The sequence below is a fragment of the Tychonema sp. LEGE 07196 genome, from assembly GCF_963890365.1.
Taxonomy (GTDB): domain Bacteria; phylum Cyanobacteriota; class Cyanobacteriia; order Cyanobacteriales; family Microcoleaceae; genus Microcoleus.
This window is the reverse complement of record NZ_CAWPRX010000213.1, coordinates 1-15,804: the sequence shown is the minus strand read 5'-3', so window position 1 is coordinate 15,804 and position 15,804 is coordinate 1. Positions and strand designations below refer to the sequence as shown.

12 protein-coding genes are annotated in these 15,804 nt (G+C 47.5%); 4 read left to right on the top strand and 8 right to left on the bottom strand.

The annotated features are described in order from the left end of the window. Positions 1-17: 17 nt before the first annotated feature. A complete protein-coding gene (locus AACV78_RS26775) occupies positions 18-1,157 on the bottom strand; it encodes a DUF1822 family protein (RefSeq protein WP_194009079.1) in 1,140 nt (379 codons plus the stop codon). After that, positions 1,154-1,933 carry a helix-turn-helix domain-containing protein gene (locus AACV78_RS26770; protein ID WP_194009078.1) on the bottom strand — a complete coding sequence of 260 codons (780 nt, stop codon included), beginning with the start codon at positions 1,931-1,933 and terminating at the stop codon, positions 1,154-1,156. Before AACV78_RS26770 ends, AACV78_RS26775 begins: the two co-directional genes overlap by 4 nt. Positions 1,934-2,455: 522 nt before the next feature. Here AACV78_RS26770 and AACV78_RS26765 point away from each other — a divergent pair. From AACV78_RS26765 to AACV78_RS26755, 3 genes are all read left to right on the top strand, one after another. Then, complete coding sequence (locus AACV78_RS26765) at positions 2,456-3,007, top strand: hypothetical protein (RefSeq protein WP_228042014.1); 552 nt, start codon at positions 2,456-2,458, stop codon at positions 3,005-3,007. Further along, entirely contained in the window at positions 3,004-3,207 is a 204-nt protein-coding gene (locus AACV78_RS26760; protein ID WP_228042013.1) for a hypothetical protein, read from the top strand. The genes AACV78_RS26765 and AACV78_RS26760 overlap by 4 nt, the downstream gene beginning before the upstream one ends. 132 nt (positions 3,208-3,339) lie before the next feature. Beyond that, positions 3,340-3,513, top strand: coding sequence for a hypothetical protein (locus tag AACV78_RS26755; protein ID WP_228042012.1), 174 nt, complete (start codon positions 3,340-3,342; stop codon positions 3,511-3,513). 130 nt (positions 3,514-3,643) lie between these two features. On the opposite strand, the gene AACV78_RS26750 is transcribed toward AACV78_RS26755, so the two are convergent. The 5 genes from AACV78_RS26750 to AACV78_RS26730 form a co-directional block, all read right to left on the bottom strand. Next, positions 3,644-4,834, bottom strand: a complete 1,191-nt coding sequence (locus tag AACV78_RS26750) for a GIY-YIG nuclease family protein (RefSeq protein WP_194009077.1) — start codon at positions 4,832-4,834, stop codon at positions 3,644-3,646. Next, the gene (locus AACV78_RS26745) at positions 4,827-6,902 is read right to left on the bottom strand and encodes a DEAD/DEAH box helicase (protein WP_194009076.1); all 2,076 of its coding nucleotides are present in this window, start codon (positions 6,900-6,902) and stop codon (positions 4,827-4,829) included. Before AACV78_RS26745 ends, AACV78_RS26750 begins: the two co-directional genes overlap by 8 nt. A 119-nt stretch (positions 6,903-7,021) precedes the next feature. Continuing rightward, positions 7,022-8,440 carry an ATP-binding protein gene (locus AACV78_RS26740; protein WP_194009075.1) on the bottom strand — a complete coding sequence of 473 codons (1,419 nt, stop codon included), beginning with the start codon at positions 8,438-8,440 and terminating at the stop codon, positions 7,022-7,024. 24 nt (positions 8,441-8,464) lie between these two features. Then, complete coding sequence (locus tag AACV78_RS26735; protein WP_194009074.1) at positions 8,465-11,227, bottom strand: class I SAM-dependent DNA methyltransferase; 2,763 nt, start codon at positions 11,225-11,227, stop codon at positions 8,465-8,467. A gap of 492 nt (positions 11,228-11,719) precedes the next feature. After that, a complete protein-coding gene (locus tag AACV78_RS26730) occupies positions 11,720-12,298 on the bottom strand; it encodes a Uma2 family endonuclease (RefSeq protein ID WP_194013154.1) in 579 nt (192 codons plus the stop codon). An 886-nt stretch (positions 12,299-13,184) separates the two neighbouring features. Between AACV78_RS26730 and AACV78_RS26725 the strand changes: the two genes are divergently transcribed. Continuing rightward, the gene (locus AACV78_RS26725; protein ID WP_194013105.1) at positions 13,185-13,382 is read left to right on the top strand and encodes a hypothetical protein; all 198 of its coding nucleotides are present in this window, start codon (positions 13,185-13,187) and stop codon (positions 13,380-13,382) included. A gap of 83 nt (positions 13,383-13,465) precedes the next feature. On the opposite strand, the gene AACV78_RS26720 is transcribed toward AACV78_RS26725, so the two are convergent. Next, complete coding sequence (locus AACV78_RS26720) at positions 13,466-15,538, bottom strand: ABC1 kinase family protein (RefSeq protein WP_194013106.1); 2,073 nt, start codon at positions 15,536-15,538, stop codon at positions 13,466-13,468. Positions 15,539-15,804 lie beyond the last annotated feature (266 nt).

Here is a 15,804-nt window from a genome sequence, read left to right as displayed (position 1 = left end):
TAACAGTAATCACAAAATCATACCATAAAGTTTTCTGTTACGCTCAAATCATCGATCGCAAGTCGAATACTAAAACTCTCTCCGGGTTCTACCTCAAATTCCAGTGAAATGCACTGCTGTTGAACAGTCGATTCAAGCTCATCTAAAACTTTGCCAGCATCGGATATTAACGACAGTTTCAGGTTGCGAGGCAAATAACGATCGCCAATCGCCGGATGCAACTGGGCGTGAACTCTGACAGTGCGATCGCTTTGTTGGGCGATCGCCACCAACAAAGCAACAGTTGTCCTCCCCAAACGCATTCCCAAATCAATCAACTTTGCCCGCGTGACATCCGCTTCCGGGAAAGTCTGACGGATAGTAGTTTGATTCCCTGACAACGGAGATTGCGATCTAGAATTTCCACCACTTCGGAATGCCAAATCTGGATTTTTATCAGGAAAAATTGCATCTTCTAAACTTTTTTTACCTTGCTCAATATTCTGCCAGCCTGTTTCAAAAATATTTTTAAACCAATTGCCCAATTTTGACGAAATTGGATTTTCAATTTCGCGGTGCGAAGTCTGCAGCTGCTGGTGAAACACTGCCTCAAAAGGTTGCCACTCAGCATTAAATACATTTAAAAACCACTGATTTAGGTCGATTTTAGCTTCAAACAAATGTTCTAGATGTACTAAAAAATCATCAACAGAATGTAATTTGCTCAATACTAATTCGCCTGAACTCGCCGTCGGAGAAAACCCCAACAATCTCGCCTCCTTTTCCTCTTCATCAATTTCTACAACTATATAACCGATGCGTTCCTCCCTGGCTTCCAACGGTACCGGGTAAATATCAGGTGTCTGAAAAGATGAATTTTGAAACCGATTTATAATCGGGCGGCATTCAATTTTACCTAATCCTTTAATATACAAATCTGCCGCATTTGCAAACAAGCGCATTGCGGGATTCCAGCTATCACATTGAGTTAAGTCAGTTTCAATACTCAAAATTGTGAGGTAATCGCGAACTGCCAGCACTGCCAAAGTATTTAAATAAACTTGCTCTTGTCTTTGCGGGTGGCGTTGTTGGGATGAAAAATGTCTAGCAATATGCAGTGAGTTTTGAGTGATTGGCATGGGCAAAGAATCTATTTCTGAAATGTTGTTCGAGTTCATGGTTTTTGCAATCCTGTTATGTTAAAAGTTTGATATCCTTGGTTTTCGGAAAATTTCTGCAGCAGGTGGCGGCAGTCGTTCTTGAACAATTGATATACAGTGGAGGGGGCGCAGCCAAACTCTTTTGCTATTTCTTGAATGCTTTGACCGTACAAACACTGCCGCTGCAATAAAACTTGGCAATTGAGCTGTGGTTTACCTCTGACGTGTCTGCTTTTTAACTCGTTATTGGGATCGTTTTCTATCCATTCTAGAAGTTCGTCTAAATAGAAAGTTACATCTGGATCTGCGACGAGATTGTTGCTTGAATTGATAGTGTCTTCTTTGATTCCGTCTAGCCAAACTATGCGATCGCTGCTTTGTCTTTCCCTTTCCTGTTGTTGCTTCAGATGACAATCTAACAGCCGCATTTTGAGATAGGGATTTAACCAACTCGTGATCTGGCTTATTTCGGGATTGTAAGCTTGTTTTGCTGTGGTAGCTTCACATAAATTCGCAGATAAATAGATCCATGTCTTGTGCAATGCCTCTTCGTAGTGAGGTGTATTTTCTTTCCAGAGTTTGCCGGATTTGAGAATTTCTCGAATGAGTTTACCCACAAAGTAACCTCGCCGGGGACTGCCCAGGGGATGCTTGCAAGCTTGGGTGACGAGTTCGAGGATTTGCTGCTGGGCGGAATCTCGATCGGATAATTTCGATTTTCCCCCAGCCCCAACAGCATCGGAGTTGTCGGATAAGTTGTCTTCCCCCTTGGATGGGTTGGATTTATCGTTCATAGTTAAGTGCGGCCGCAACTTTTTTCCTACATTTACTTATCAGGATGAGTTGGGACTTTTTTTGCGAAATTATGAAACTTTTTTTCGGCATATGGTTGAAAGTCTTGCTGTGCGGTCGATGTGGCTGTAGGATCGGGATGTAAAATTTTGTTAAGACTGGCGTGCCAAGCTCAAGAAACCGGGTTTTTGGGGTTTTTGCGGTGTGTGAGGAGTATTCTCCGAAAAAACCCGGTTTCTGGGCACCCGCGAGTAAGTCCTGTGGTACGGTGCGTCAGATGCGAAATTCTCGATCGCCACAAAAAGCATACTTCTGATATCGTTTCCGGTTGCATCGGAATCATAAAATCGAGTCAACAGTTAACACTCAACCATTCAGTTTTTTGACCCGCCCGTCAACAGTCAACAGTCAACAGTCAACAGTCACCTGACGGTACAACCGGAATTGATCTGACGCAGCGTTGCTTGGCGAGGTGGCTAAAAAACGGAAAAGCTTCGTAAATACGTATAATTATACGTATATGAATGGAAAAGCATTCCGATGTTGATAGAGGTGAAAAAGCGGCGTTGCTGAGTGAATCTTCGCGTCTGGTGTACGGCGATCGATTAATTAGCGCCACGGAATTGAACCGACAACCGGGTCGAGTTCTGGATTTGGCGATCGATCGCCCTATCACCATCACTCGCAACGATCAGCATTTTGCGTTGCTGCGCCGCGAAGAGATGGCGCTGTTGGTAAAAGCCGCCGCCCTTTCCCTGAGAGTCTTTGAGGTGACAGCCGCTGCTTATAGGTTGCGTCTGGGAGAAGAAATTGGTTCAGAAAATCTCTATGGGTGGCTGAAAGTATTTGACGAGTTGGAACTGTGCGAATTGATCGCAGAAATAGAGAAAGATTACCGTCTGGTGGAGTCGGAACCTGCGGCTTGGGATCGGATTGAGGCAACGATTTATGAATGGCATGAAAGCGCGATCGCAATTTCTAGTCCTGAACTTGCAGCAGCTTTTAGCGACGAAATTAATGAGGTCTTATTGACTCAACCTTTAGTAGAAAATACGACCGAATCGGTTCAGCTATGACGCATTATACACCTATTCCAGATGATTCAAAAAGCCCGGTGTCTCCTGAAGAACAGCCGACACCATCACGGGCAACTCTAGAAGCGGAAGCGGAAAATCCAGCCCTAGCGCCTGTGCTGTCAGAGCTGGTAGAACCTCCTGAAGAACCGCTGACAGCACCGCGAGCAAAGCCATCTGCTAAAGGAAGCGAAACAGAATAGATCGCACAAATACCTGCATCGCCCTGGTTAGTAGTAGCGAAAAACCGACGTGTTAACCGGGATTGGGAAGCCTTAATTTTACGCGCACCTGAGAATACTCGCCGCTGCTATCAGGATTTATGTACTGCGCCGATGACGAGAAAACCAAAGAGAGTTTTTCTCGCCAAAGGTAAACTCTACCAAGGTGCGTGGGAGTATGAAGTAACAGGCTCAGAGCGAGTATTTTATGTACCGGATGAAGACAAACGCAAAGTGCTTGTTTACTACGCCGGGACTCATCCTAAATCAGCTCCATTTCCTCCGTAAAACAAGTGAAGATTTAGAAACCGGGTTTCTACGTAAAATCTGACGTGTGATGTGAAAAATATCAGAGAAACCCGGTTTCTGGGACTCAGCGAGATTTACCATCGATCGCCCCCAAAACCCCAAAAACACCTTACGATCGCGCGAGACTGGCTGTTTTCGGATCGTATCGAAATCGATCGAGGGTTCCTTCCTTGATTTTTTCGATCGCCTCCTCAATTACCTCTAGCGGAACCAGGAACCACTCTCTCGGCTTTACGGGTGTGCCGAAGCGATCCTGCAATTCCAAATCTAATTGAGCGCTGGCGAAAAACTTCTGAAGCAGTGCCTCAAGTCCCTTCCGGTTGATATTTGCCAGTTTGAAGGTGGCAACAATATCCACATCTGCTAGCAGATAGGTGGAGTCTTTCTTGGCGTTGGCAATTCGGCTTTTTACATCTCCTCCAGTAACGCCGATTTTGTGAATAATAGACCGATTCTCGGCAATGAAGGGATGATCCGATTGGCTCCTGAGCACGTAAATATAGCCAGTCGGCAAGTCGTCTGCTGCTTCAATGTTGGAAAATAGGGGGCCGAAATCTGGGGTGGTGATGCGGCGGCTGGCCTTGTCTTTATTTAGAGCACGCTGGAGCGATCGCAACAGCAAATCGCTCTCAGTGGCGTTGTCATAAACTACCCGCAGCCTGCAGTCTTGACGGCCATAGTCGCTGACAAACGACTCGCCCATCTCGGCTACAATCACCTTCTGCCCGTCGAGGATGAACAAATCGCCTTCCTTTACGGCCGCATAGTCCTGGTATTTGATAGTTTGCCGTTCCCCCGACTGCAATTGGCGTTGCACTTTGTCAAAGATCGGTTTGAATTCATCAAAGTCCTGGCAGGGAGTCCGTTGGGCGATTTCCTCTGCTGCTTTGATTTCCTGGCGCGATCGCACATGAGTAAGCTGGGTTACATCGTTCTCTGCGGCTGAATCGACTCCAAGGGATGCCAGCAGCGCCTCATCTGTCAGATCGTCTTTGGCGATCGGGCTGGTATCAATCTCAGCATCCAACAGTCCGCGTGAGTCTAGCGGTTCCAAGACTGCGCGACATTCCTCCGATTCTCGCAGGCGATCGAGCCTTACTGCATAGAGCCGCTCGAAGATATCGCCATCCTCCCCATGCTGGGGCAATCTGCCATGTTCCTCTACAAACCGCTCGATTTCTTCAAAGCCTGCAACGATCCGCTCTTCTTTGGCGGAGCGCTGGCCGGACGGATCGGGCGCTAACTCCACTCCCAATTCGCCGAGCAATTCCAAATCGTCGTCTGTCGTGTACTTAGGCATTGTTTTCCTCTTTCACTTTACGTTGCAGGAAGGCAATTCCTTCCGCCATCCGTTTTTCCCAAGGATCTACTGCTGTTAGGGAGGGGAGCCTGCCTTTCTCCTTTTTGAAACGAAGCGCCCGTTTTGCTAATTCCCGCGCTTCTTCCACGCTAAGGGTTACTCGTTTAGCGGCAATGACTTCCGCTACCTGTCGCAGCCGTTCTTCGCTCATGGTCTTAGCAAGAATAGCGTAGGCTTCGCCAAAGGGATTGATGCGATCGATCAAATCCATATCCAAGTCTGTTACCGATAGGGCAAACTTCCTCACCCCATCAATGAGTGAGGTGTTTTTTGCTGCTTCGGTAGCACCAGGATTTGTGGCGTAGTGCCCGTCGGCTTCGTTCATGGTTTTCTTGGCTTGTTGGACGAGGTTGAGGGCGGCGATCGCGTGTTGGCGGACGGCTTCTCGATCTTCCTCATCCAGATTTGGAAACTTCTCTTTGACAATTTTGCCCATGCGAACCTGCGTCAGTTCCTCCGGCACCAGTTCCTCATCAAATAAGCCGCGCTCGATCGTTGGCTTATCTTGCACAAACGCCGTCACCAGTTCAGTCAAGTCCTCGCGACAGATGCGATCGGCTTCTGGGCTCTTGGGTTCGGCTAGTCCCTTAATTTCCATTTGAATGAGGCCGTCTGGATTGATGCCCACGTTGCACGCCCTAGGATTGTAGCCGTCTTCTCCGTAGTCGAAGCCTGGTGTTGGTCGATTGTTGGGGTGCTTGGGTTTGAACTCGAAGCGCGGCGCAAGTACCTGCTCCATCAAGAGGCTGGCGGCGATCGCTTTGAGGGTATCGTTGATGGCTTCGGTGACGGCGGCTTCGGTGGCATCCGGTTCGGCAATCAAGTTAGTGAACCGAGCGCGGGTTTTTCCTGGCGCATCGCGGGTGGCGCGACCGATAATCTGCACAATCTCTGTCAAACTGGAGCGGTAGCCGATGGTTAGGGCGTGTTCGCACCAGATCCAGTCGAAGCCTTCCTTCGCCATGCCCAGGGCAATAATAATGTCCACATGATCGCGAATGTTCTTCTGGGTGGGGTCTTTCAGGGCGGCGGAGACTCGATCGCGTTTGGTGGGGTCGTCGTCTACCAGGTCGGCAATTTTGAGGATAGTGCCATCGGCGGTTTTGACGAGTTGAAATCCGGTATTGGGATCGATGCCTTCCCATTCCCCCAGTTCTTCGATGATGTGTTCCACTTCGCGGATCTTGTCTTTGGTACTCTCGCGGGAGTTGACGTTGGGAATATGCAGGATGGTTTTCTCTTTGGGGTTGAGCACCTGCATGATTTGGTCGGTGTAATTGCCCGCATAGAAGTAGTAGCCAATGTCGAGCTGTTTGAGGTGTTGGTAGCCGTTGAGCTGTTCGTAATAGGTGTAGGTAACGGTGTCGAAGCGGGATTCGTCTTCGGGGTGCAGCACGGCTTCGGCATCGCCGCGAAAGTAGGAGCCGGTCATCGCCACAATGTGGGTTTTGTCGCGGGTGATGAGCTGGCGGATGTGGTCGCCTAGCTTGTTGTCTGGGTTGGCAGAAACGTGGTGAAATTCATCTACAGCAATCAGGCGATCGTCAAACACCTCTATACCAAATTTATCTATGACGAAGCGAAAGGTGGCGTGGGTACAGACCAGAATCTTGGCACTGCTGGCTAGAAACTTCTGCACTGCATCTACTTTGCCGCCGTTGTCACCGCCGGGGGCGTTGCAGAGGTTCCACTTTGGCTCAACTTGCCAATCAGCCCAAAAGCCATACTGACTCAAGGATTCATCATGGAAGCTGGAGCCGATCGCTTTTTCTGGCACGACGATGATGGCTTGCTTGAGCTTCTGGTTCTCCAGTTTGTCTAGGGCGATGAACATCAGTGCCCGACTTTTGCCGGAGGCGGGGGGCGATTTGATCAGGAGATATTGTTGTCCGCGCTTTTGGTAGGCACGTTCTTGCATGGGGCGCATCCCGAAAGCGTTGGGGCGGGTGGAGGTGCCATTGTGGGCGTAGGTGACGGATACGGCGGGAATAGCGATCGGGTTGCTCATGGGTGGGAGTTTTTTTTTTGAGATTTGCTAAAATCGGTTTGTATTAAAGCACTTTTTTGTTGATATATATGCGTTTCAGACTTTGAGGCTCGCTAGGAGCGGTTTGCGTTAAAGCACTTTTACGCCCAAAAAGGGAGATAGGAAGCATAGCGAGTAGATGTCGATTCTGACTCGTCCATCTTAATTAATCCAGCTTCTTTAGTCGCTTTGATTACCAACGAAACGGTTGCTGCACCCGATTCGCTCAACCGAAAGCGATCGCGTAGGGTCTGATTGGACATTCGTTTGTTGCTGACGTATAGCAGGCAGCAATGCTGATAGCAAGCCCGAATTCGATCGGGTTTACTCATGCCAGCAAAACTTTGATGGGCAAATAGCACTGTAGTGGTGCGGATCTCGCCGACTCGAAAATCTGGCGCAGGTAGTTGGAATAGCTCTGCCGCACTCACTACTTTGTCAATGCCACTACCCTTTTCTTCACAAATGCCAAAGCGGCGCATGAGGTCGGCAAGTTGCTCGTTGCGCGATCGATATTCGTCAATAAAGCGCTCTACTTGAATGGGTGGGATGCCTGGATTAGAAATTTCGATTCGATCGCCATACATCTCGATCATCACTGAAGCGCCTGTGGCTAGAAAATCCTGATGCACTAGGGCATTAGCAATTAACTCTCTGAGTGCCTGTTTGGGAAACATCTTAATTTCTTCCCGCATGACTTCTTCAATGAAGCGATTTTGTGGTGCGGCTGAATGGACGAAATCGACTAATCCTTCAAAGCCAACTGCATAGCCGCGATTTTCTGTCTTATCGTCGCGTGTTTGGAGCTTGTTTATACCCTCATAAATAACAAAACGGGGCGCTTTACGAGCCAGGGCAGAGGAGAAAGCATCCAGCTTTTTCGCCAGAAGGATAGCCGCGAGATTGGTGATTGTCCAACCTTGAGATGTCTGTTTGATTAAATCCTGACTCTGCAATCGTTCCAAGACAGCATCGCGACTGGTTGGATAGGGAATGTCTAGCAGCTCAAAGTATGTTTGGGTATCGAGAAGGGCAATGACATTATCAGGGCTGGCATCCGATCGAGCGGCTTGGGAAAACCAGTCCTGTCGATCTTCGGCAAAAATGCGCTTGAGCATATCGGGTGTCATTGGCACCAAATCTTCACCCGCCCGCATTAAATATGCACCCTCAAATGTGAATGCTTGCCCTACAGGACGGGTGGGTATTTCAAAAACTAACACCCGCCCGTTGGAGTGGTTTAACTCTCTAACATCTACTCGAAATCTCAATCTCTCGACAATTAGAGCTTTGATGTCATTGAGAGAAGTTGCAGATGGAAATGCTTGCGTTCCTACTACATTTCGAGGAGGTTTGTTGGTGACACCGAGGACTAAATGACCGCCTCCCTCATTGGCTAAAGCTACGCAGTAACGCAAAAGTTTGGTGGTATCGTATTGCTGTTTAGCTTCTTTGAATTCAAGCTTCTCTGTTTCAGCGGGAGCGAGCAACCATTGCTCTAGATTTTCCAGAGTAACCATATTGTTTTTTGTCGGTTTTGATGGCTAGATTTTACGTTTGGCAGACTTTTTCGGTGAGGCTTGCCGCGCGGTCATTTGGGTATACAATTCAAACAGTTTTTCCAGGCGTTCGGTGTCGTTTTTGAAGCGGCGACCGATGTAGATGCGCTCTAAGATTTCGTCGTTGCGATCGTGCGCTTGGCGCAGGTTTTCGGGCATTTTATCGGGGGCGTAGAGATCGGCAATGGTGGCGGGAAAATGGGCTTCGCGGGCGAGGAGGATGTCTTCGGCGCAGCGGGTGAGGTCGGTTTTGTTTTGCTCGGTGAGGGTGGGGACGGGGAAGGTGTTCCAGCCGAGGGTGTTGGAGTAGGAGAAATCGGTTCGCATCCGCACGCATACTGTACCGATCCAGACCCAGTGGAGGCGTGAGGCGATTAGTGCCATGTTCCAGAGGGGGGCATCGTAGAGGGCGAAGCACTTATTTGATATAACACTTTCTCGATCCAAAAACTCAATTGGCAGGTATTCTCGATTTTCGGAGGAAACCACCGGAATCGCGAAAAACCTATCGATTGCGCTGTTCATCTCCCGGAACTGATGAGGTCGTCTCACCATACCATTTGAGATCGCATCTTTCGACTTAGATCTCTTTTTTGCTCCGTCTGAAATTCGGCTTCGCAAATCTGAGATAGATAGAACATCATCACTAGGTTCATTCTCAAGCCAGAAACAGTATCTTGGCCGTGCATTTATAACTTCAGTAGATCCATAAAACTTGCGAATGAATTCTCGACTTAGCCCTGATTGCAAGTAAGCATCTCTAGCTACTCGATTGAAAATAAGATGTTCCGAAAGTCCATAGTAGTTACCTTTGACCATATTCGAGATCGATGAAATTGGTTTATTGGCAGAAGCTACCCAAAAGTCGGCTTGGGGCAATAAATACGCATTTATATTTGGCGCACTGATCTGTATCTCTCTGTCAAATATCGCTGGACTTCCTGTGGAATGACCTGCACCAACAACCACAACAGTAACTCCAGCATCATTTGCTGCCAAATTACTCCACTTAAATGATCTGACTGCAAAAACAAATTTCAAGCCTTTTTCAAAAAGAGGTTTCCAAAAATTTGAAACATGCTGTCCTTGGGCAATACTATTAGTTGCAACGAATGCAAAACGAGTTTTAGTATGCTTAGAATATTCAAAAGATTTAAAGAACCAGCCGCATACGTAGTCTAACAAGCCCCACTTATCGACTTCTCCATCTAACAGACTCTTGAGATCTTCCTTCTGTTCTATAGTCTTTCTAGCATTACCCTTGTATGGCGGATTGCCACAGATATAAGTCTCCCCGCCTTCATTCTCAAAATCAATCTCCGCCTCCTCCCGCGTCTCCCCCCACAAATCCAAATCCTCACGCTGCACCTTCACCCCCGTCCCCGTCGGTGGACAAAGACTCAACCAATCCAACCGCAAGGCATTGCCGCAGGTAATCCAGTTATCAGCCTTCAGCGGCAAAAACTCCGCCAGTGCCAGCTTCGGTCCCCGATACAGCACATCACACTGATACTCGGCAATAATCAGCGCCAACCGCGCAATCTCACAGGAAAAATGACGAATTTCAATCCCCCGAAAATTGGTCAGCGGAATCTCTGACTTGAGATCCGGTTCTCCCCGGCGCTGGTTAATTTCCGCTTCAATAGCCCGCATCTGCTTGTAAGCAATCACCAAAAAATTACCCGATCCGCAAGCCGGATCGAACACCCGAATCCGGGCGATGCGTTTACGCAAATTCAGCAGCTTGCGGGCATTATCTCCTGCTGCCTCTAATTGAGCGCGCAGATCATCGAGGAAAAGCGGATTAAGCACCTTGAGGATATTCGGCACGCTGGTATAGTGCATCCCCAGGGCACCGCGCTCCTCATCATCCGCCACCGCCTGAATCATTGAGCCGAAAATATCGGGATTAATCTTCGTCCAGTCGAGATTGCCAACATGAAGCAAGTACGATCGCGAAATCTTGCTAAAACGCGGCACCGCCACCCCACCCGAAAACAGCCCCCCATTCACATAGGGAAATACATTCGCCCAATTGCGAATCTTCGCCGCCTCCCGATCCTTAAGCGGCGTACACATCGCCCGAAACATCTCCGACAGCACCTCGTGGGTATTCGAGGAATCACTGGCACTCATTTGCTCAACGGTGGCAGTGAAGAGGGCATTGCTGTGGAAAATATTCGTATCCTCGGCAAAGAAACAGAAGATTAGTCGCGCCATGAAGTGATTTAACGCTTCCCGGCGATCGGCTGTATCCCAGTCCGAGTTATTCTTTAGCAGCTCTACATAGAGACGGTTGAGCCGCCCGGTAGCCTTGATGTCAAAGGCATTCTCCCGAATTTGCCGAACCGTCGTGATGCCCGCCAGCGGCAGGAAAAACCCGAAATGGTCGTGAAAGTCGGGGTAGTTGCAGGCGATGGTTTCGCCATCAGCCAGGTTTTCTGCCTCAAAGCTTTTACCGTCTGTCGCGAGGATGAACTTGGTTTTGTATTTAGTGGTAGCGGGGCTTTCGCGCAAAGCCGTGAGGGTGTTTGTCACCTCGCCTTCGGAGCACACCTTTAAATGGATATTGTTGCGCTGGAGTACGCCGCCAGGTAGGTCAGATTGGTTTGAGCTACTGCTTTTGAGTCGCTTGATGGTGGTGGATTTGTTACCGAAAGCTTCAAGGAATGCAAAAGGGAACGCTTCTGGATCAAAAGGTGCTTCGGCAAGCTGGGAAACGGCTTCTTCAATTTCGACTGCATTCATATTCCGACCATCAATAGTAGTAGCTCAGAGGTTCAATTATCGCCTCTTGACGCAATTTTGGATTTTACCCTAATTTCTCAATGATGGAGGCTGAGATGTAACACCATTTTTCTGACCTATGTGCTATAGATGAAGTCTTAGCCCCCCCTTAGTAAGGGGGGGTTGGGGGGGGTAATATCTAGCGCTACTTTATGAAAATGGTATAACATTGCAACCTTGAGAACAGCTTGTTGTCTGCTTTAATTCAAAAAATGGTAGTCCTGCAATATCAGGGTTTTGATAACGGTTGACCGACCGTTTTATCCCCCAATTATGATTACTGTGCAGGACTACCAAAGAATAAACTAGCCCGATCGCCCTGTTGGTGAGCAAAAGTAACAGGATATGGTAAACTTACCTCCTATAGCACTTATCAGAAAGATGAGGTATGCCCGATGCCCTATGCCCTGTTTGCCCGACAGTACCTCATACCAGAGCACAGAAAGGCTATATTTAGGGCTGTCGCTCGAAAATAATTTCCTCATATAATTGCTCGATCGGCAAACTTAGATTGATACTTTTAAACTCAACCCGTTCGCCCTCCCGATAGCTCAAAATCACCCATTCACCAGCATCATTTTTATGATAAATATCGATCGCTATTTCATCCGAACTCACTAAAACATAATCAACCAGATTCGGGTTGCGGCGATACTTTTCAAACTTCTTCCCTCGATCGTAAGCTTCGGTGCTATCCGATAAAACCTCCACAATTAAGCAGGGATAGGTAATATAGAGAGGATGCTCCCTATCTCGATCGTCACAAGTCACGCTTAGATCGGGATACGTATAGTTGGGTGTATTGAGAATGTTAACCTTTAAATCTGAATTAAAAACATTACAATTACTTCCCCGCAGATGAGATCTAATAGCTAACAAGAAATTTATAGCGATCGCACTATGATTTTGAGTGCCACCACTCATTGCATACACCCGACCATCGATCAGTTCGTGTCTTTCTAGCTGCTTTTCTTCCCAACTAAAATACTCTTCTGGTGTAAAGTGCCGATCGTTATCTCGTGCTGCTATCATCATAATACTCCATCAATCAAAAGTTAATAATACTAACTCAAAACTTGACAAAAAGTGAGACGATATGGTAAAATTACGTAAATTATCTCGATCGATTTGAGCCTTGAGCTTTGAGATTTTGGAATTAACCTCACTCATCGCCCAATCCTCACACAATCTTGTCAATAATCACAGAACCACCTTCACAAAAATCCACGTTGAGATGATAGTCCTCAATTAACGCGGTTCCCATCAGCGGGCGACACCCCATTGCCAACACTTGGCACGTTGTGCAACTTCTTCGCGGCTTAAAAGGATTGCCTGCATATATTGACTCCCGATGCTAGGCTTTTCTGTGAATCACTACATGATAGCGCACGGACAAGTAGGGCGATCGTTGCAGTTAATTCAATAAATTTGTTTTATACCAATTTCAAACGAAATAACAGTATTCTTGTCCCCCCCCTTGCTAAGGGGGGGCTAGGGGGGGTCGGAGAGTATTGCATGATTTTAGAGAAATGGTATTATTTTCCCAAAAGCAACTCTAATACCATTTTTCTTTCATATGTGATATAGATGAACTCTTAGCCCCCCCCGAACTCGCGGGGGGGTTGGGGGGGGGTAATATCTAGCGCTACTTTATAAAATTGGTCTAAGATGCAACCGGAAAAACCTACTATACCTGTGACGATAAAAAAAGGAAAAACCGATAACCAAATATCAATTAACTCCTGCCAAATACCACCGCGTACAAGTAGTTGTTTCCCTGAATCGCGTTCATTTAGACAAATATAAAAATCCCGATCGCGCAATTGCAAAACTGCTCGAACTCGGTTACACTCCAGAACAGCGCTATCAATGGAATCCAGAACGCAACGAATTCTATCTATACGCCCTAATTCACGATTTGCCACTGGAAAAATCGCTAATAACCGATGAAAAATGTCAGGAATTTTTTCGGTATTTCAAACACAGCCAAATATATTCGATCGGCTGCGGTAACGCTGACCCCGATTGGCTATTTGCTTGGGGTTTTGATGACCCCCGCCGTCACGCCAAGCCAGAAGAAATTGAACCTTTACCAGCAGCTACAGCATTAGCTTAATTAAAAGAACGCAGACAAAATTTCATCTGCGTTCATCTGTGTTTATCTGCTAATATCGGCGGCCCAAAAAACGCCCAATCCAACTACTTCGCAGCCGGCAAAGACAACTGAGGCGAAGGATGAGAATAACTACCATTTTCCGCAATCACCAGAGGCGGTTCCTGCGACAACAAAAACTCGCGAATTAATCTAGCAACTGCCCTTTGCGCTAAACCGCCTACGACTTGCTGGCCCATGTTCTGCACTTCGCGTTTCAGCAACAATTGCGGCAGTAACTGCAATACTTTCGTGGTGTCAAAACCGGGGGTGGATTGCAATATTCCCCAAATTCGCTTGATGTGTTCTAGGTTTTTTTGTTCGGTTTGTGAAACTACTGGTTGATTTGCCTTGACTCCAAACCATTCGCCTACTACGGCTTTGGCGTTGGTAAAGGCATTGCTGGAAATTATGTCCAAATTTTTCACTAATTCGGTGACGATGCGATCGCGAATAAAATCTCCCCTTTCAGAAAATAAATATTCTAAGGCTTGATTCAAGATTTTGCTGACATCGTAATCGTCACTCTCGCGGGCATTGTTGAGCAAGTTTTCTAAGCGGTTCCAGCGGAATTCGCCTTGTTTGAACAGCAAATCTTTCAGAGATGCTCTTAATTCCGGTGCAGGGTCGCTCAACAGCCGTTTTGCTACGTAGGGATAGGCTTTGCTGAGCACTTTGAATTCGGGGTCAACGTTGATGGCGATGCCTTCTAGGGTGACGAGCGATCGAATAATCAAAGCATAGTAAGCTGGAACTCGGAACGGATATTCGTACATTACAGCGGAAAGTTCGTCAGTAATGCTTTTGAAATTGAGTTCGGCAACACTAGCACCCAAAGCATTGTTAAATACGCCCGCCAAAGCTGGAATAATTGGCGTTAAATCGGTATCCGGTGTCAAAAATTCTAACTTGACATAATCTCTAGCTAAACCTTCAAAATCGCGGTTGACCAAATGCACTACAGCTTCCAACAAGCCGTATCGCTGATAAGGTTTAACTTCGCTCATCATTCCGAAATCGAGATAAGCTAGTTGACCGTCAGGAGTTGCCAAAAGATTGCCGGGATGCGGGTCTGCGTGAAAGAAACCGTGTTCTAGCAACTGTCTGAGAGAACACTGCACCCCCACTTCAATTAAGTAAGGAGCGTCGATTCCTTGAGCTTTGACGGCTTCTAAATCCGTGAGTTTGATGCCGGTGATCCACTCCATTGTCAAGACGCGGCGGCGGGTATATTCCCAGTAGATTTTGGGAACGTAAATATCTTTGAGATTTCCGTATAATTGGGCGAAGCGTTCGGCATTTTGTCCTTCGTGGGTGTAGTCCATTTCTTCGTAAATGCGTTCACCCAACTCGTCCATAATTCCCGCTAAATCGCTGCGAATTATTTTGAAGTTGTTTTGCGCCCAAACTGCAACGCGCCGCAGGATGTAAATATCTAGGCCAATGTTCTCGGCTAAACCAGGCCGCTGCACTTTGATGGCGACGATTTCTCCGGTTTTGAGTTTGCCTTTGTAGACTTGTCCGAGGGAGGCTGCTGCGATCGGATCTGCAGTGATTTCGGCGTAAATTTCGTTGGGGTGTGCCCCTAATTCTTCTTGTATAAATTGATATGCTACTTCGTTGGGAAACGGTGGCAATTGGTCTTGCAGGGTTGTTAGTTCTTCTAAATATGCCGGCGGTACTAAGTCGGGACGAGTTGAGAGTGCTTGTCCGATTTTGATGAAGGCTGGGCCGAGTTGGCTGAGAATTTCCCGGAGGCGCACGGCGCGGCGCTTTTGGTTGGCTGCGGTGCGCCCTCTTTTTTTGTCCCACCACAAACTGAAGGCAAAGCTAAAAAATGTCCAAACAACACTCGACAGCCGTCCCCAGACTTGCAGGGGGCGATTTCGGTATTGGGCTGCGATCGCCGCTGGATCGTAGCGCACAGCTTCTCCGGCCAACTCGTAAGCGATATCTTTGGCTGATTTGAGCGGTTCGGGAGTAACCGCCACTGTCTCTAGTTCTACTTCTACTGCTTGCAGGGGAACTGTTTCTATCTCTTGGAGATTTTGCAGTGTAGTGTGAGTCCCTGAATTTGAGTAAGTTAGTGGGGTGGCTGGCGATACTGTCTTGACATCCATAAACTCAGACCTAGTGTGAAGCATTGTAAACTAATTGTAACAATTTGTCGCCTTCTCACCACTGCTTTTAGATAGAGAAAACCGAATTCATTAGTCATTGGTCATTGGTCATTGGTCATTGGTCATTGGTCATTAGTCCAAGACTTACTTATGCGCTATGACCCAAGAAACCGGGTTTTTTAGTGGATCTAGGGTCGTAATGCGTCTTTTGGAGAAAAACCCGGTTTCTGACCGCCCCCTCTCCCATTCTCCCACTCTCCCCCTCT

Coding starts and splice junctions, on each gene's coding strand:
- AACV78_RS26770 (WP_194009078.1), bottom strand. CDS start 1,933: ATGAACGATAAATCCAACCCATCCAAGGGGGAAGACAACTTATCCGAC.
- AACV78_RS26755 (WP_228042012.1), top strand. CDS start 3,340: ATGACGAGAAAACCAAAGAGAGTTTTTCTCGCCAAAGGTAAACTCTAC.
- AACV78_RS26750 (WP_194009077.1), bottom strand. CDS start 4,834: ATGCCTAAGTACACGACAGACGACGATTTGGAATTGCTCGGCGAATTG.
- AACV78_RS26740 (WP_194009075.1), bottom strand. CDS start 8,440: ATGGTTACTCTGGAAAATCTAGAGCAATGGTTGCTCGCTCCCGCTGAA.
- AACV78_RS26745 (WP_194009076.1), bottom strand. CDS start 6,902: ATGAGCAACCCGATCGCTATTCCCGCCGTATCCGTCACCTACGCCCAC.
- AACV78_RS26730 (WP_194013154.1), bottom strand. CDS start 12,298: ATGATAGCAGCACGAGATAACGATCGGCACTTTACACCAGAAGAGTAT.
- AACV78_RS26765 (WP_228042014.1), top strand. CDS start 2,456: ATGGAAAAGCATTCCGATGTTGATAGAGGTGAAAAAGCGGCGTTGCTG.
- AACV78_RS26735 (WP_194009074.1), bottom strand. CDS start 11,227: ATGAATGCAGTCGAAATTGAAGAAGCCGTTTCCCAGCTTGCCGAAGCA.
- AACV78_RS26720 (WP_194013106.1), bottom strand. CDS start 15,538: ATGGATGTCAAGACAGTATCGCCAGCCACCCCACTAACTTACTCAAAT.
- AACV78_RS26775 (WP_194009079.1), bottom strand. CDS start 1,157: ATGAACTCGAACAACATTTCAGAAATAGATTCTTTGCCCATGCCAATC.
- AACV78_RS26760 (WP_228042013.1), top strand. CDS start 3,004: ATGACGCATTATACACCTATTCCAGATGATTCAAAAAGCCCGGTGTCT.